Origin of the sequence: Cobetia marina, assembly GCF_001720485.1 — a bacterium.
GTDB classification, from domain to species: Bacteria; Pseudomonadota; Gammaproteobacteria; order Pseudomonadales; family Halomonadaceae; genus Cobetia; species Cobetia marina.
The window spans coordinates 2,728,478-2,745,411 of sequence record NZ_CP017114.1 but is presented as its reverse complement, the minus strand read 5'-3'; the positions used below and the strand labels follow the sequence as shown (position 1 = coordinate 2,745,411).

At 64.2% G+C, this 16,934-nt stretch carries 15 protein-coding genes; 10 read left to right on the top strand and 5 right to left on the bottom strand.

The features are described 5' to 3' along the window. Positions 1-83: 83 nt before the first annotated feature. From BFX80_RS11490 to BFX80_RS11470, 5 genes are read left to right on the top strand one after another with little or no spacing between them, the layout of a single operon-like run. The gene (locus tag BFX80_RS11490) at positions 84-1,055 is read left to right on the top strand and encodes a glycosyltransferase family 2 protein (protein WP_240499553.1); all 972 of its coding nucleotides are present in this window, start codon (positions 84-86) and stop codon (positions 1,053-1,055) included. Then, positions 1,055-1,528 carry a lipid-A-disaccharide synthase N-terminal domain-containing protein gene (locus BFX80_RS11485; RefSeq protein ID WP_084208983.1) on the top strand — a complete coding sequence of 158 codons (474 nt, stop codon included), beginning with the start codon at positions 1,055-1,057 and terminating at the stop codon, positions 1,526-1,528. The genes BFX80_RS11490 and BFX80_RS11485 overlap by 1 nt, the downstream gene beginning before the upstream one ends. Beyond that, complete coding sequence (locus BFX80_RS11480; protein ID WP_084208982.1) at positions 1,525-3,318, top strand: ArnT family glycosyltransferase; 1,794 nt, start codon at positions 1,525-1,527, stop codon at positions 3,316-3,318. The genes BFX80_RS11485 and BFX80_RS11480 overlap by 4 nt, the downstream gene beginning before the upstream one ends. Continuing rightward, the gene (locus tag BFX80_RS11475; protein WP_084208981.1) at positions 3,315-5,276 is read left to right on the top strand and encodes an ArnT family glycosyltransferase; all 1,962 of its coding nucleotides are present in this window, start codon (positions 3,315-3,317) and stop codon (positions 5,274-5,276) included. The genes BFX80_RS11480 and BFX80_RS11475 overlap by 4 nt, the downstream gene beginning before the upstream one ends. Continuing rightward, positions 5,273-6,442 (top strand): NAD-dependent epimerase/dehydratase family protein, encoded by a 1,170-nt coding sequence (locus BFX80_RS11470; RefSeq protein ID WP_084208980.1) that lies wholly within the window; start codon positions 5,273-5,275, stop codon positions 6,440-6,442. The genes BFX80_RS11475 and BFX80_RS11470 overlap by 4 nt, the downstream gene beginning before the upstream one ends. Positions 6,443-6,513: 71 nt before the next feature. On the opposite strand, the gene BFX80_RS11465 is transcribed toward BFX80_RS11470, so the two are convergent. Then, positions 6,514-7,677, bottom strand: a complete 1,164-nt coding sequence (locus tag BFX80_RS11465; RefSeq protein ID WP_084208979.1) for an oxidoreductase — start codon at positions 7,675-7,677, stop codon at positions 6,514-6,516. 431 nt (positions 7,678-8,108) lie between these two features. Then, positions 8,109-8,549 carry a hypothetical protein gene (locus BFX80_RS11460; protein ID WP_084208978.1) on the bottom strand — a complete coding sequence of 147 codons (441 nt, stop codon included), beginning with the start codon at positions 8,547-8,549 and terminating at the stop codon, positions 8,109-8,111. A gap of 318 nt (positions 8,550-8,867) precedes the next feature. Here BFX80_RS11460 and BFX80_RS11455 point away from each other — a divergent pair, with 318 nt between their 5' ends. After that, a complete protein-coding gene (locus tag BFX80_RS11455; protein WP_077372838.1) occupies positions 8,868-9,299 on the top strand; it encodes an OsmC family protein in 432 nt (143 codons plus the stop codon). A 171-nt stretch (positions 9,300-9,470) separates the two neighbouring features. Here the strand turns inward: BFX80_RS11455 and BFX80_RS11450 are convergent, their stop codons facing one another. From BFX80_RS11450 to BFX80_RS11440, 3 genes are read right to left on the bottom strand one after another with little or no spacing between them, the layout of a single operon-like run. Then, a complete protein-coding gene (locus BFX80_RS11450) occupies positions 9,471-10,493 on the bottom strand; it encodes a YihY/virulence factor BrkB family protein (RefSeq protein WP_077372841.1) in 1,023 nt (340 codons plus the stop codon). Positions 10,494-10,530: 37 nt separating this feature from the next. After that, positions 10,531-11,511 (bottom strand): EamA family transporter RarD, encoded by a 981-nt coding sequence (rarD, locus tag BFX80_RS11445; protein WP_077372844.1) that lies wholly within the window; start codon positions 11,509-11,511, stop codon positions 10,531-10,533. Continuing rightward, complete coding sequence (locus tag BFX80_RS11440) at positions 11,508-11,861, bottom strand: DUF1904 family protein (protein WP_164850345.1); 354 nt, start codon at positions 11,859-11,861, stop codon at positions 11,508-11,510. The genes rarD and BFX80_RS11440 overlap by 4 nt, the downstream gene beginning before the upstream one ends. A gap of 404 nt (positions 11,862-12,265) precedes the next feature. On the opposite strand from BFX80_RS11440, the gene BFX80_RS11435 reads away from it, so the two are divergent. The 4 genes from BFX80_RS11435 to BFX80_RS11420 all read left to right on the top strand — a co-directional run bounded on the left by BFX80_RS11435 (position 12,266) and on the right by BFX80_RS11420 (position 16,825). After that, on the top strand, positions 12,266-13,159 hold the full coding sequence (locus tag BFX80_RS11435; protein WP_084209761.1) for a nitrilase family protein: 894 nt from the start codon (positions 12,266-12,268) through the stop codon (positions 13,157-13,159). Further along, the gene (locus BFX80_RS11430) at positions 13,159-13,860 is read left to right on the top strand and encodes a pseudouridine synthase (protein WP_077372850.1); all 702 of its coding nucleotides are present in this window, start codon (positions 13,159-13,161) and stop codon (positions 13,858-13,860) included. The genes BFX80_RS11435 and BFX80_RS11430 overlap by 1 nt, the downstream gene beginning before the upstream one ends. A gap of 307 nt (positions 13,861-14,167) precedes the next feature. Next, positions 14,168-15,157, top strand: coding sequence for an ABC transporter substrate-binding protein (locus BFX80_RS11425; protein ID WP_240499552.1), 990 nt, complete (start codon positions 14,168-14,170; stop codon positions 15,155-15,157). A gap of 345 nt (positions 15,158-15,502) precedes the next feature. Continuing rightward, a complete protein-coding gene (locus BFX80_RS11420; RefSeq protein WP_084208976.1) occupies positions 15,503-16,825 on the top strand; it encodes a dicarboxylate/amino acid:cation symporter in 1,323 nt (440 codons plus the stop codon). Positions 16,826-16,934 lie beyond the last annotated feature (109 nt).

Sequence of the window (16,934 nt, the reverse complement as noted above, 5' to 3'; positions counted from 1 at the left end):
GCGCGGCCGGCCTGCCCAGATCAACAGGGGCATCGGCAACTGGCCGTCATGTTCTCCGCCCCATCCTCGCCAGGAGCCGTTCCATGCCGTCCTCAACCGCAATGCCCACCCCCAGCTCACCGCAGGTGTCAGCGCAGGAGGATTCCTCGAGCGAGGGGATTTCGGTGCTGATACCCGGGCGTGATGAGCGAGACAACCTGCCGAAGCTGATCGCCGAGGTGCATGCGGCACTCGCCGGTCGGCGTTACGAGATCATCGTGGTCGATGATGGCTCCAGCGATGACAGCTGGCGCTGGCTCACGCAGGCAGCCCTGGAAGATTCGCGGCTGCGTCCCTATCACCATGACACCAGTTTCGGGCAGAGCACCTCTTTGTGGCAGGCCGCACGTCTGGCGCGTGGCGAATGGCTGGCGACCCTGGATGGTGATGGCCAGAACGACCCGGCAGACCTGCCGGACATGCTGTCACTGGCCAGTCTCGAGGGACTGGACATGGTGGCGGGGCATCGCACCGAACGCCGCGATGACGCCGTCAAGCGCGTGTCCTCCCGACTGGCCAATGCCATCCGCCAGGCGCTGCTGCATGACGATACGCCGGATACCGGCTGCGGCATCAAGGTCACACGTCGTGACGTCTTCCTGCGTCTGCCGTATTTCGATCACATGCACCGTTTCCTGCCTGCGCTGGTGCGGGCCCAGGGCGGCAAGGTGCAGTCCTTGCCGGTACGCCATCGTGAGCGTGTCGCCGGGGTTTCCAAGTACGGCTTCTTCGATCGATTGTGGGTCGGCATCAGCGACATCATCGGCGTGATGTGGCTGGTGCGTCGCTCGCGCCTGCCCTCGCCGCTGCAGAATCTCTCCGGCAATGCCGTCAGTGAGACGTTGTCGCCGCTGGAGGTCGCGCTCCATCCCGCATGCAGAAGCCGTGATGTATCGGAAGTCGGCGAACATGCCGTCAGAGACATGTCGGGGATCGATACCGGCAGGGCGACTGGGGCGGTCGATCTCTCTGGCATCGCCACACCTCACGCCGGCGTGGCGCGGGGAGCACACTGATGGATGTCAATCCGTGGTGGGTGGCCCTCGGCTTCGGTGGTCAGGCGCTGTTCTCGGCGCGCTTCATCATCCAGTGGCTGGCCAGCGAGAAGGCGCGTCGTTCCATCGTGCCGCGCGCCTTCTGGTGGTTCTCGCTGGCAGGTGGCATGACCTTGCTGGCGTATGCCATCCACCGCCAGGACCCGGTGTTCATCGCCGGCCAGGGGGCCGGACTCCTCATCTATCTGCGCAACCTGAGCCTGATCAAGCGGGACCGCGCCTCACGCCAGCAGGCGGCCAGTGTGGATGTATCGAGCGTCGAGAAGCCCACCGCTTCCTCAAAGGCCCGCGAGCCGGAGGGCTCACTCCTCGCGGCAGGCGATAGTCGGCTGCGGGCCGAGCACGCTCGACTCGCGGAGGAGAATGCCCGACTCACCCATGAGGTGGCGCGACTCGAGGCACGAAGTGCTCGGCACAAGGCATCGTGCGCATGACGACGATGTTTCAAGCCCGTCTCTATCAACGCCTCGCCCGTCACCCCTGGTGGAGCCTTGCGCTGCTGTATCTGCTGGTGTCGGCCATCGGGCTCGGCATGCGCATGCCCTGGCCGGCGGATGAGCCACGCTTCGCGCTCAACGGTCTCGAGATGTGGGTCACCGGCCACTGGTGGCTGCCGCATCGCGGGGGAGAGCTTTATCCCGACAAGCCGCCGATCTTCATGTGGCTCAGTGGCCTGGCCACCGGCGTGAGTGGCGACATTCGCATCGGCTTCGCCTTGCCGTCGCTGGGCGCCGGGGTGGTGACGCTGGCGCTGAGCGTGGACCTGATCCGTCGCCTGCACGGGAAGCGCGTCGCCTTCATCGCCGGCCTGTGGCTGATCGCCACGCTGCAGTTCGTGCTGCAGGCACGTACCGCGCAGATCGACATGCTGGTCACCGCCTTCATCATGCTTGGCTGCTGGGGGATGCTGCGCCATGCACTGCTCGATGATGGTGTGCGCTACTTCCATCTTGGCTGTTTCGCGATGGGGCTGGGCATCATCACCAAGGGAGTCGGCTTCCTGCCGCTCCTGATGTTGCCGTTCTGGCTGCTGGCCATGCGCCGAGCGTCGCGCTGGCGCAGTGGTGGCCAGCGTGCCGGTCAGCTGTCCTGGCGTGAGCTGTTGATCGGGCTCTGCTGGTTGCTGGCAGCACCACTGGCCTGGGTCGGGCCGATGCTGGTGATGTCGCTGCTCTCTGCCGACCCGGAGCTGGCAGCCTATCGCGACAATATCCTGCTCAAGCAGACCGCCGAGCGCTACGCCGACAGCTGGCACCACCTCAAGCCCTGGCACTACTTCCTGACCCAGGTGATTCCCTGGGCGTGGATGCCGCTGCTGTTGACGCTGCCCTGGTGGCCGAAGGCACTCGCCACCCGCTTGTGGCGTCGTGATCTGCGCGTCTGGCTGCCGTTGAGCGGTGCGGTCTTGATCGTGGTGTTCTTCTCGCTGTCTCCCGGCAAGCGGGGCGTCTACCTCCTGCCGGCGCTGCCGCTGCTGGTGGTCGGTCTGGCGCCCTTGTTGCCCGGCCTGTCCAGAAAGCGGCATGTCGCCTGGCTGGCCTTCGTGCTGTGCGCGGGACTTGCCGGCATCTTTCTGGGCGCGGCACTGCTGGGGGCCGCTGGACTTCCGGCATTGACGAGGCTTGCCGAGCAGGAAGGCCTGGTGCCCTGGGGATGGTGGGGGCTTCTGGGAGGGGCTGGCGTGGCGCTGTGCGCATGGTGGAAACCGCGCGGTGGCCTGCTCGCGCTGGGCAGCTGGCTGGTGGTCTTCTGGGTCCTGTGGGGGACCTGGGGTGCGCGACTGATGGACCCGGTGCGCAATCCGGCGGCACTGATGGCTCAGGTCGCCGAGCAAAGTGATCACCAGGCGCTGGCGATCCCTGACTTCCGGGAGCAGTACCTCCTGCAGGCGCGCCAGCCGCTATGGCACTTCGGCTACAAGACGTCGGAGGCGGACCAGTTCTCGCGGCTGTATGCCTGGCTGCAAGCGGCGCCGCAGCATCGCTGGGCCCTGATGACTCCCGGGATGCTCAAGCGGCATGCCTGCCTGGAGGCGACGCAGGCCATCACGCTGAGTGAACCGGATGAACATTGGGCCCTGCTGCCCGGAGGAGCGGCGCTGGCGTGTCGTGGCGATGCCGATGCCGCGCCGATGTATCTGGCGCCGACCTCGGTCTCCGAGGAGGCGGCGCGGTTGATCGGTCTCCCCGGGCGCCATGACGTGATGACGGAGGCCCGCCCATGAAACGTCAGACACCCCGCTCACGTGTGATCAAGCGCAGCGAGACGGAGCCCGCCACCCGGGCTGGCCGCTGGCGCAAGGCGATGGCGCTGGCCGGAAGCGCCGTCAGCTCAGGGGCCAACCTGTGTGCCAGCGAGCGGCTGTGCTGGGCACTGTGGCTGACTTTGCTGATGGCAGGAGCGCTGGCGCGACCCTATCTGCCCATCGATGAAACCCGCTATGTCTCGGTGGCGTGGGAGATGTGGCATTCCGGTCACTGGTTCGTCTCGAGCATGAATGGCGCTCCCTACGCGGACAAGCCGGTGCTGTTGTTCTGGTTGATCCACGCTGGCTGGGCGGTCTTAGGGGTCAATGAAGTCTGGCCGAAAGTGCTGATGCCGCTGGTCAGTCTGCTGGGGATCTGGCAGCTGGGACGTGTCGCTCGCACCCTGTGGCCGGTGGCCGCGGGGGAGGGCGATGAATGGCAGGTGCGTGAGCAGTGGGTCTCTCTGACCCGCTGGACGCTCGCCGGTTGCCTGATGTGGATGCTCTACAGCCAGGCCTTGATGTTCGATGTACTGCTGACCACCTGTCTGCTGGGGGCGCTGCGGCCCTGGTGTTCGCCGCTGGGGGCTCAGCCCTTGCCTTGGAAGGCGGTGGCGGAGAGTGGGCTGTGGCTGGGACTTGCCCTGCTGGCCAAGGGGCCGGTGGCGCTGTTGTGGTTTGCTGTGGTGGTCGGCTCGCGCCCCTGGTGGACTCAGGCGAAGGCCCGCCAGGTCTGGGCCGGCGAGTGGCGCGGCTGGGGAATGAGTCTGCTGCTGGGGCTCGTGGTGCTGTGCGTGTGGTTGCTGCCCGCCGTCATCACCGGGCCGGCCAGCTACGTGGAGGACCTGCTGTGGGGGCAGACGGCGCATCGGGTCGTCGCCGCGCAGGATCATGCGCGGCCGCTGTGGTGGTATCTGCCATGGCTTGTGGTGTTGATCTTCCCGTTCAGCCTGCGTCCGCGTCTGCTGCTGGAAGGGTTTCTGGCCTCGATTGCCCAGCGGCCGACGGCCGAGCAGCCATTGCTGAGGCTGGGACGCGTCTGGGCGCTGAGTGGCCTGCTGATCTTCTCGCTCATCTCCGGCAAGCAGGTGCATTACCTGATGCCGCTGCTGGTGCCGCTGAGCCTGTTGCTGGCCTGGGCGGCGCTTCGTCAGCCACCGGCTCATGGGGCGCTGCGGCTGCTGGCGATGACAAGCGGTGGACTGGGCGTTGCCAGTCTGGCACTGGCGGTCATCGTGATGCCGTCACTGGCGCCGACAGGCCTTGCACGATGGTCGGCGGACTCTGCACTGGTGGCCTCAAGCAGTGCCAGCCTGTCGAGTTTCCTGGCTGGCGCAGGCTTGCTGGCATTGATGTCAGGCCTGTGGCCGTCCAGCGCGATGTCAGGGCCAATCAGTGCGCGTCAGGTGTCGGGTGTGCAGGCCCGTTACGACGGCGTCCTGAATGCGCAGCGCCGTCTGGTGCTGGGCAGCGTGTTGCTGGTGACCTGTCTGTTGAGCCTGACATTGCGCCCGCTGTGGCCGCATCTGGATCAGACCGCCATCGCGCAATGGATCAATGGCCGACAGCAGGCTGGCCAGCAGGTGGCTGTCGTCGGCTGGGACTATCAAGCGACCTGGCAATTCACCGGCCGTCTGACCCGGCCACTGGAGACGCTCACGCGGGATGCGGGGTCGCTTAGCGCCTGGCAGGCGGCGCATCCGGATGGCTGGCTGGTGATCGAGGCGGAGAAGTGTCTGCGTCTGCCAGGCACGCAAGGCCCGCTGGCCGGCATGCGCGACTGGTGTCAGGCGGCAGCGGATGGCAAGGCGGATACCTCACGGATCTTCCATCAGGGACGCCATCGAGTGATGACGATTCCCGCAGCGGCGTTGGGCGGCTTGCCGTCCGCGTCATCAAAGCGGGACATGTCCGCGCAGGAGAGACAACGAGCATGAAGATTCTGGTCACGGGAGCCGCAGGCTTCATCGGCGCCGCGCTGTGCGAGCGCCTTTTGCAGGAAGGCATGCAGGTCGTCGGACTCGACAACCTCAATCCCTATTATCCGCTGGCGCTGAAGAGGCATCGTCTGGCGCGCCTCGAGACGCTGGCCAGCCAGTGTGCGGGAGAGTGCGGCGATGGCCGCCGGCCGGGCAGTTTCCGCTTCGTGCCGCTGGATCTGGTCGAGCGCGAGGCGTTGCTCGCCTTGATCAAGGACGAGGGCTTCGAGGTGGTCGTCAACCTGGCCGCCCAGGCCGGGGTGCGGCATTCCATCAGCCAGCCCTTCGATTACGTCGACAGCAATCTGGTCGGCTTCGTCAATCTTCTCGAGGCGTGCCGTGCCGCGCGTCCGAGTCATCTGCTCTACGCCTCCAGCAGCTCCGTCTACGGGGATGACGCCGCTCAGCCTCTGCAGGAAGCCCAGGTGGGGGAGCGGCCGCTGTCGCTGTATGCCGCCACCAAGCGAGCCAATGAGCTGATGGCCTACAGTTACTCGCACCTCTATGGCATGCCGGTGACGGGGCTGCGTTTCTTCACCGTCTATGGCGCGCGTGGCCGACCGGACATGGCGCCGCTGCGATTCGCGCGCAAGCTGCTGGCCGGTGAGGTGATCGATGTCTACAACCGGGGGCAGATGGCACGTGACTTCACTCATGTCAGTGACATCGTGGAGGGCATCTTCCGTCTCATGCCGCTGCCACCCGCTCAGGTGTCCAGCGCGGCACCGTCACGGGTGCTCAATCTCGGCCGTGGCGAGCCCATCGCGCTGGGAGATTTCATCAACGGACTGGAAGCGGCGCTGTGCATCACGGCCCGCAGACGTCTGCTGCCGATGCAGCCGGGCGATGTCGAGCGCACCTGGGCTGACACCTCGGCACTCCAGGCGCTGACCGGCTTTCGGCCCACGGTCAGTCTTGCCACGGGGCTTGAGGAGCTGGCCGAGTGGGCGCGGCACTATCCGTCGCTGCTGAGCGAGACGCAGGATGAGCGAGAGCACGAGGCGTCGGAAGCCGCGAGGGGACTGACGGCGCAGCACTTGAGCACCTTGCGCGGCATGACGAGCATCAGACCGCCGGCATCGGCGGGGCTGGCCTTCAGTGCAGAAGCGCCCTTCAAGGCTTGACGGGTTTCCAACGCAGCGGGCCCCGCCACTGAGTGGCGGGGCCCGCTGCGTCCTGCTTCAGTCTGCCGACATCAGCAGCGACCTTCGCAGTTGGCCGGCTTGTCGTTGGCGATGCGCCAGTCTTCCTCGTTGGCCAGGGTGGCCAATGGAGACAGCATCGCGAAGTCGAAGGGCGTCAGGCAGGTGTCGCGTTTCACGCGCTTGGGCCAGTCGTGATTGGCCAGTGCCGAACGCCCGATCGCGACCAGGTCGGCGTGCTCAAGCGCTGCCACTGCCTTCTCGGGGCTGTCCACGCCGCCATTGGTGATCAGCGTGATGTCTGACTCCAGTGCCTTGCGCGATTGGTCGGCAAGCGCCGTCAGGCTCAGCGAGCGCTCGTCAGCATTCGCTGCCTCGGGGAAGGCGGGCGCGGCGACATCGCCACCCGTCAGGTGCAGGAAGTCCAGGCCAGCCTCGATCAGGTGCGAGAAGCGCGCACGAGCCGCGTCAGGTCCACCGGCCCAGCGGAGATCCGGCTCGGTCACGGTGCCCTGTGACAGCCGCATGCCGAGTGGGAAGTCGTCGCCGACGGCCTCACGCACACTGCGGATCACCGCGAGCGGGAAGGCCAGCCGGGCAGTGGCATCGCCGCCCCAGGCATCGTCGCGCTGGTTGAAGCGCTCACTGATGAACTGGTGGATCAGGTAGCCGTTGGCACCGTGCAGCTCGACCCCGTCAAAGCCAGCTTCCTTGGCCAGGCGAGCGCTGGTGGCAAAGCCGGTGATGGCCTCGTGAATCTCCGATTCGCTGATCTCGCGAGCCAGCGGGAAGGGGCCGGAGCCGCCGTAGAAGCTGAGCATCTCGCCACTGGCCCGGCTCTCTGAGGGCGCGACCACCTCATCCTTGAAGCGGTTGTGCTGAGTCTGGGCGCCGGCATGCATCAACTGGGCGATGAGTCGGCCGCCTTGTTGATGCACGGCCTCGACCACCGGGCGCCAGCTGTCCTGCTGGGCCTGAGTGGCCAGTCCCGGCTGATTGGCGTAGCCCTGGCTGAAGGCCTCATCGGTGTACAGGCCCTCGGTGACCAACAACGAGAAATCGCCGCGCGCGAAATCGCGGTAGTAATCGACCATGTCGAAGTGGACCAGGCCATCCTCCTGGGCGCTGGTACGGGTCATCGGCGCGAGCACCAGGCGATTGCGAAGCTCAAGCTCGCCAAGCGTGTGAGCGGTGAACAGTGTCTTGGTGTCTGTCATGCGTAACTCTCCTGCGGAGATGACTCCGCTGTCGTATCCGGTCGTGGGACCTGCACTGACTGCGTACTGAACAAGACGGAAATCGATGCAGTGCTGGCGTCATGCAGACGCCGTGCAGTGGCCTTGAGGGATGATCGACGGATCATCTGTATGCGATATATCGTGCCTGCCGAGGTGGGGTGTCACAAGCGGGATCACTGGAAGGAGAGTGTTGTCGTTTCGACAACTTGATTGCGTAATTGCCTGAATATCAAGGGATTTTCGTAATCACTTCACGGTTGCTGCATATTGTGGCAACGGTGTACTGCTTTCCATGCACATGCCCTGCACCCACGCATGTGCATGCAACGAAACAGGCCCCGCAACCAAGGGTTGCGGGGCCTGTTTCATCCGCGGGAATCGTGTCTAGCGCGAGGGCTCAGCCCGGGCGATCACTTGCCGTCACATTGGGCAGTCTGCTTGCCGCCGGAAGGTGGGCAGCCGAACCAGTTCTCGGTCGGCTTGGCCTGGCCAGTATTGGCATGTCGTCCCCCCTGGCTTCCGATATCCCCACCATCGAGGCTTTTCTGTACCTGACGCTTGGCCTCATCCTTGGATTGCTGGCTGGCCTCGGGCTGCTGGTGCTGCTGGTAGTTCGCCCCATTGTCGCGGGAATCCTCAGCGGTACGCGTGGAGTGGCTGGTGGTCGGCTCGCCGTTCGAGGAGTGCTGGGAGGCAGCGGCACCACTGACTCCCGTCTCGGTATTCATTTCGTCGAAGGCATAGGCCGGTGACAGGCTCAGGCAGCCCAGCATCACGGCGGCGATGCCGACACCGTAGCGCGTCTTGCGTGAAGCGCCTGCTCGGAAGGGCGAGGGGGTCGTGAATGACATGTCGAGTGCTCCTTTGGGGAAACGGCGTGGAGCATGGGCCAGGCCATTCCGTGAGCAAGTCAATGAGTGCTTGCTCGTTGTGCAAGAGACATCCAGCCGTTGCGCTGTACTGGACGCTGATGGAACAGAGATCGGGGCAGATGACGAGAAATCAACTCTCGCTGACGTTCCTGCATCGCTGGCAGGTGAGGTGGCTTGCGTATCCGGTGGTCAGGGCGGTTATCTGGTGTCGGGCCCTTGAAGTCGTCGCCTGGCATGACAATGTGATGGGGAGAGGGCAACGGCCCCCTGAGAGTTCACCCAGTCAAGGAGACACGCATGACGATCAAGAAAACCGGTTCCGCGCATTGGGAAGGTAGCGTCAAGCAGGGTAAAGGTACCGTCAGCAGTGAAAGCGGTGCCCTCAAGGATCAGCCCTATGGTTTCAATACGCGTTTCGAAGACGGCGCGGGTACCAATCCTGAAGAGCTGATCGGCGCAGCGCATGCCAGCTGCTTCTCCATGGCGCTGTCGATGATGCTGGGAGAGGCAGGCCATGAGCCGAGCGCCATCGATACCCGCGCGACCGTGCATCTGGACAAGGATGACAGCGGTTTCAGCGTCACCAGGATCGCGCTGGTGACCAAGGCCAAGGTGCCGGGCATCAGTGACGCGGACTTCCAGGCGACCGCCGAGAAGGCCAAGGCCGGCTGCCCGATCTCCAAGCTGTTCACTGCCGAGATCACCCTTGAGGCGTCTCTCGACAGCTGAGACGCTTGCCAGCTACCCTCGGCTCTTTTGGGTGAGGCAGCTATGGCGTGAAGGCGCATCACCTCAGCAGGAGGTTGCGCCAATGAAAAAACCGCCCTGAGGGGCGGTTTTTTGCGTGGTATCTCTCTTTCCATTTCTCTCTAGCCCTATCTCCATCCGCTTCCATTCCGGTCAGCGTTCGTCGGGCCTTTTCGCATCATCTGGCTCATCGGGTGGCAGTTCCTCTTCGCTGATCGCCCCGGCATGTTGCATGGCGTTGCGGCGGGATTGCAGACGCGTCAGAGGGGTACGGCTGGGCGTGCGGTACCAGCGGATGTTCTCGCGTGAGCATTGCTCGAGTTCCGCGATCACCTGAGCGCCAAGCAGCAGGATGATGGCGCCAACCTCCAGGCCCAGCAGCAACACGATCAAGGTGGCCAGCGAGCCATAGATGGCGCCCACGAAGGACAGGTGAGTGAAGTACCAGCTCAGCGCCAGACGTGTCAGCTCCCACAGGGTCGCCGCGACCAGCCCGCCGACCAGTGCACGGCGAGTGGAGACGCGTGTCTGGGGCAGGATCTTGTAGATGGCGCTGAACAGCCCGAACATGCCGACGATGCTGATCAGGTAGATCACTTCACTGCCCGCTTCGCCAAGAGTGACCTCGATACCCGTCAGCAGGGTCAGGGCATCATTCATCGCCGAGGCCAGTGCCACCAGCAGGGTCAGTGCCAGCAGGCCAGCCCCCAGTACCATCACGAAGGCATAGGGCAGCAGGGCCGAGATCCAGGCACTGCGTTTGCGAATCACCGGGTGCTGATGAAAGATCAGCGCGATGGCATCCTCCAGCATGCGAAAGGCCAGCCCGGCGAAGAACAGCAAGCCCCCCATCCCGATCCAGCTGATCACGTCACGGTTGTCCAGCAGCTTGCGCACGGCATCCAGCAGCACGTCTTCCTGCCCGGGTCCCAGATGCTGGACCTGGATGGCGATGATGCTCATCAGACGTGACTCATCGACCAGATGCGTCAGCAATACGCAGCTCAGGGCGAACAACGGCACGCTGGAGAGCAGGATGTTGTAGCCCACTCCCCCCGCCAGCAGTACGCCACGATTGGCGATGAACTGGCCCAGTACCCGCCAGGCGAAGGCGATCAGGCGGGGGAGAAAGCGCAGTAGTCGCGCGCGCCAGGTATCGTCAGCCGTGTCCGGCATCAATGGCCTCCTGGAGAGTCGGTGGACTGGCAAGGCGTCACGAGGTGCCGCCCTTGAGTGCCCGTCGGCTGCGGCTTTCGGCGCGATGTGCCAGCAGGGTCGAGGTCGAATAGAGCGCCAGGCCTGACCATATCAACACGAAGGTGAGCAGCATCGAGGGCTGCAAGGTCTCGTGGAATACCAGCAACGCGATGGCGAACTGCATGCTCGGGTTGATGTACATCAGAAAGCCGACGGTGGCGAGGCGCAGGCGGCGTGCCGCGCCGGCAAAGGCCAGCAGCGGGAGCGCCGTCAGGATACCGCTGGACATCAGCAGCACGCTGGCGGGCAGCTCCAGCGGGCCGATGCCCGTGGCCAGAAAGCGTGACTCGCCTGCTTGCCACAGACCCGCGATCAACAGCAGGGCGAGGGGCGCCAGCATCAGCGTCTCGACGAACAGCCCCGATAGGCCATCCAGCGCGACACGCTTGCGCAGCAGCCCGTAGGTGCCGAAGGACAGCGCCAGCGAGAGGGTGATCCAGGGCAGCTCGGAGAGATTGAGAAACTGCAGACTCAGGCCCAGCGCCGCCAGCCCCAGCGCCACGCCCTGCAGGCGAGTCAGGCGTTCCTTGAGTACCAGCATGCCCAGTGCCACGTTGACCAATGGCGTCAGAAAGTAGCCGAGGCTTGCCTGCAGCACTTCATGCTGCTCCACCGCGAAGATGTAGATCCCCCAGTTGGCCGCGATCAACAAGGCGCACGCCAGCCCCGGCCATAGTTGCCGTGGCCTGGACAATGCGCTGCGAATCGGTGACCAGCGCTTCAGCAGGCTGATCAGGAGGATGAGAAACACGCAGCTCCACAGGATGCGGTGCAGCAACACCTCCCAGGCGGGGATGCCGGAAAACAGCGCGAAGTACAGCGGAAAGCAGCCCCACATGGCATAGGCCGTCAGGCCGTAGCCGACCCCCTTGAGGCCTTCGCGACGGGCCAGGGCTGCCGCTTCATCGCTCTCGGGCGAGCTCTGCGCCTGGCTCATCGCGAGCCACTCTCGCCATCCTGAGCCAGTGGCTTGCCCGCGATGTAGTAGCCCGAGGGGCTCAGCGCGAGGAAGAAGGTCTCGGCCTCGGGGTAGCCGGCTTCGCGCATTGCCTGGTGGATGGCCTCGCCACAGACGTCACGGACCTGCTGGCCGCGTTCGAACCACAGCACCTCGACGAAGGGAAAGGCATCCACCGTCTGGCCGTCGAAGACATATTGCGTGCTGATGCACTCCAGCGTGAACTCATCGCGCGGCGTCGCCGTGGCCTCACTGAGCTGGTCGACAAGCGTGCGCGAGACGGGGGCGAGACGGGCGGGGGTAACGCCATGGAAGCGAAGCTGAGGCATGCAGGGCTCCTGGAGCACGAATGAGTGGGGGTGACAGCGCGCGTGGGCGACAAGCGGACCGAGGTCCATGCGCCGAGCTTCATCAGCCGATGCTGACGGAGCCGGCATCAAGCCCCGCGCAACATCAGCATAAGGGGAAGCGATGGCCTGCGTCGCGCCTTCAGGCCGCGGCAGCATGTAGATGGTCAATATATCATCGGCGACTCATGCACACATCCGCTGGCTGAGCCGCGCGGAGTTGTCGGCCAGTTCCCGCATTGCCTCTCACATCTGAGCGCCACAGACGGTAGAATGGGCGCATTCATGCTCGCGATGGCATGCAGGCCTCACGCCCTCCATCACCCGCAAGGCGTGTCCCGGGAGGGCGGCATGAGGGCAAGATGACCGAGGATCAGGGAGACGGCATGACAGTGACGAATCCATCAGCAACGTGGGAAGACGCAGGCAAGTTGCGCGTCAGCCTGGTGCAGGCCGATCTGCGCTGGGAAGACCCGGCAGAGAACTGTCGCCTGCTGGGCGAGCAGCTGGACGCCGCTGGCCTGACGGCCGACCCTGACGGCCACAATGCCCTGACCGACCTCATCGTGCTGCCCGAGATGTTCGCCACCGGCTTCACCATGAATTCCCGTGAGATGGCCGAGCCGATGGAGACCAGCGAGAGTGTCGCCTGGCTCAAGGCGCAGGCGGTCGCGCGCGGTTGCGTGATGACGGGCAGCATTGCGGTACTCGAGGGAGACGAGTGCTACAACCGCATGCTGTGGGCCACGCCGAGTGGTGAGCTGAGGCATTACGACAAGCGCCATCTGTTTCGCATGGCAGGCGAGCATGAGCGTTATGGCATGGGCAATGAGCGGGTGATCGTCGAGCTCAACGGCTTCCGGATCCAGCTGTCCGTCTGCTATGACCTGCGCTTCCCGACCTGGCTGCGTCAACGCCCCGTGATTGGCGGCATGAGCGCGGCGGAGTGTGCCACCGGCAGCGCCTTCGAATATGACCTGCTGCTGTGCGTGGCCAATTGGCCGGGCGTACGGCGGCATCCGTGGCGCACCCTGCTTCAGGCGCGCGCCATTGAGAATCTGGCCTATGTGGTGGGCGTCAACCGAGTGGGTGACGATGCCAACGGGCTGCACTATACCGGCGATTCCATGGTCTGCGATTACAAGGGCGAGCCCATCCTCGACCCCTCGCCAGACCAACCCTTCATCGAGACGGTGACGCTTGAACGCGGCGCCCTCGACGAGTTTCGAACCAAGTTTCCGGCGTGGATGGACGCCGATCATTTCACTCTGGAGGCCTGATGCGCCTGGACAAATTCCTTACCGAAACCACGGATCTCAGCCGCAGCGATGCCAAGAAGGTCGTGCATCGCGGCGATGTCACCGTGGATGGTGAGGTAGTCAAGAACACCGCGCGTGCCGTCAAGGATGGCATGCGCGTCGAATGGAACGGCGAGCACCTGGAACTGATGGGCCTGCGCTATCTGATGCTCCACAAGCCGGCCAATGTCGAATGCACCACCAAGCCGGGCCTGTATGAGCGCGCGCACGACCTGATCGAGCTGCCCAATGTCGAGCGCCTGAGCATCGTCGGGCGTCTCGATGTCGACACCACCGGTCTGGTGTTGATGACGGATGACGGCCAGTGGAACCACCGCGTCACCTCACCCAAGAAAGCCTGTGCCAAGCGTTATCGCGTGACCCTGGCGCGCCCGCTGGAAGGGGATGAGCTGGCGCGTGCCGTGGAAGATTTCGAACACGGCCTGATGCTGGACGGCGAAGAGAAGCCGACGCGTCCGGCACGCCTGGAGATGGAAACGGCCACCGTGGGTCTGCTGTGGATCACCGAAGGCCGCTATCATCAGGTCAAGCGCATGTTCGCGGCCATCGGCAATCATGTCGAAGCCCTGCACCGCGAAGCCATCGGCGACGTGGAGCTGGACCCGGAGCTGGAACCCGGCGAATGTCGCTTCCTGCGTCCGGAAGAGATCGCCAGCTTCTGATTGTCAGCGTCTGATTGTCAGCGTCTGATTGTTAGCTTCTGACCATCAGCGCCATATCGTCATGAAAAGCCCCCGTCATTTTTCTTCAGTGGCGGGGGCTTTTTCATGCGCGTCGTTGGCCGCCGAGCCTTGTATCGATCCAACGATCGCGCTTAAGGTAAGCGTTGTCTGCTCGTATTGTGAATTCTTTGCAGGAAGCGCGTTTTGCAGAAGTGAAATTTATACTGAGATCGTCTTCAATCAAACGCTTGTTTCCAGTATTTTCATGACAATGGCGTCTCCATAACAACAACGAGGAAAATCCACTATGTCGTCCCCCTTCACCAAGTCCCACCTGATGAAACCCCTTCCGCTGCGCATGGCGCTGGCGGGCAGTGGCCTGCTGCTGGCGACCCTCTCGGCACCGGCAAGCGCCGCGGAAGATGCCAGTGTGGTATTCGCGGCGCCGCCGTGGCCTGGCGTGACCATGAAGACCGAAATCGCCTCCGAGATCTTCGAGGCGCTGGGTTATTCCCCCACCACGCGTCAGCTGGGCGCGCAGATCACCTATGAAGGCATCTCGCTCGGGGAAGTGGATGTCTATCTGGCCGCCTGGCTGCCGGGGCAGAGCACCATGTACAACGCGGCGATGGAAAAAGGCGCCATGGTCGATCTGGGCAACAACGTGAACGGCGCGCGAGCCAATTTCGCCGTACCGCGTTATGTGGCCGAAGCCGGCGTCACCTCACTGAACGATGTCGACAAGCCGGAATTCGCCGACAAGTTCGACAAGACCATCTACTCCATCGAGATCGGCTCGGGCTCCAGCGAGATCGCCAACCGTGCCGTCGACGAAGACATCTACGGGCTGGGTGACTGGGACCTCAAGGAATCCTCCACCGCCGGCATGCTGGGGACGGTGGCCAATGCCATCAAGCGCGATGAGTGGGTCATGTTCGTCGGCTGGACCCCGCACTGGATGGGGGTCGAATACGACATGGTCTTCCTGGAGGACCCCAAGGACCTGTGGGGCCCGGGTGGCGGCGCCAGTGACGTGAAGACCCTGGCCAACAAGGCATGGTCGCAAGCGCATCCCAACGCCACCGTCTTCCTGGACCAGATCGCCTTCACCTCCGAGGAGCAGAGCGAGCTGATCTATGGCTTTGGCAAGGAAGAGCGCCCGCAGGAAGAGGTGGCTGGCACCTGGATGAAGGCCAATCCTGCCAAGGTAAAGGGCTGGCTGGAAGGGGTGACCACTCGAGATGGCGAGCCCGCCTGGCCTGCCGTGCAGAAGGCGCTTGGCCTGCCGGACGCCTGACGTGTCGATCCCGAGCCTGTCACTTCCGTCTGCACGGCTGAACACTCGGTCTTGAAACTCGGTCTTTAAACTCGGTCTTGAAACTCAGCGACACTGGATGACACAGCCTGCGTGCCTGTTGTCGCCGGCAATGTCTGATCAGAACCCCGCTCCTGGAGCGGGGTTCTCGCGTTTCTGGCACCTTCTCACTGCCCGTCGAGCCCCATCGCGGCATCGTCATGCAAATCTTGCATGGAAAATCAAAATAAAGAATTGGTCGGATCTGTTCGCGCTGTATCACCATGACCCCGCATTCTGCGTCGCCTCAACGCGCAGCAAACAACAATGACAAGCAGGGTTTACCTCATGGCTGATACTGATTCGTTCGCCGAGCGCGATTCGCGCACCCCCGGTCCCGTCGCGCGCTTGCTGTCCCCGTGGACAGGCTTGCCGCTCTGGAAACAGATCTTCATTGCACTGGTGCTGGGCCTTGGGTTGGGCATCCTGCTCAACCAGACCGGCCGCGCCGATATCGCCGCCGACATCAAGCCGCTGGGGGATCTGTTCATCCGCGCGATCAAGATGCTGATCGTGCCGCTGGTCTTCGTCTCGCTGGTCACCGGCGTGGCATCGCTCGACAACCTTGCCCGCCTGGGGCGACTGAGTCTCAAGACACTGGGGCTGTATCTGGGCATGACGGCGGTGGCGATCACCATCGGCCTGGGGCTGGCGGCTCTCTTCCAGCCGGGCGTGGGCATCGACCTGGGCAGCGCCGCCGGTGTCGAGGTGCGGGAAGCGCCGACCGCCGTCGAGACATTGCTTGGCCTAGTGCCGACCAATGCCGTCGAGGCCTTCGCCGAGGGCAATGTGCTGCAGATCATCGTCTTCGCGATCCTGTTCGGCCTCTCCATCACGCTGGTCGGGGAGAAGGCGCGTCCGGTACGGGTATTCTTCGAATCCGCGGCGGAAATCATCTACCGCATGACCAGCATCGTCATCGCCTTCACGCCCTACGGTGTCTTCGCGCTGATGGCCTGGGTCGCCGGAACCTACGGGCTGGCGATGCTCGCGCCGCTGGCCAAGGTGATCGCCATCGTCTATCTGGGCTGCATCGTGCACGCCGTGGTGGTGTATGGCGGCCTGCTGCGCTTCGTCGCGCGCCTCAATCCCGTGCGGTATTTCCAGGGCAGTGTCGAGCCGATCATGCTCGCCTTCACCAGCACCTCAAGCTCCGGCACCCTGCCGGTGACCATGATGGCCGCCGAGCAGAATCTGGGCGTCAAGCGCAGCGTCTCGAGCTTCGTGCTGCCGCTGGGCGCGACCATCAACATGGATGGCACCGCGCTGTATCAGGGTGTCTGCGCGCTGTTCATCGCCCAGGCCTACGGTGTCGATCTGGGCATGACCGAGTACGTCACCATCATCATGACCGCCACTCTGGGCTCCATCGGCACGGCGGGCGTGCCGGGGGCGGGGCTGATCATGCTGTCGCTGGTGCTGACCTCCGTCGGTCTGCCGCTGGAAGGGGTCGCCATCATCGCCGGGATCGACCGCGTACTCGACATGGCGCGCACCGGGCTGAACGTGGCCGGTGACTGCGCGGTCAGCTGTCTGGTCGCCAAGAGCGAGAAGGCACTCGATGAAGAGGTGTTCAACACCCCGCACGTGATGCGTTCGACCTTGAGCTGAGCGTCGCGCTGATGGAGGGAAGTGGCCTTCACTTCCCACCGACCGGCAGCCAGGAGGCGCTGCCGGTCGTCCTTCCCCAGGAACCTGTCGCCCTCAGGCCGACAGGCAT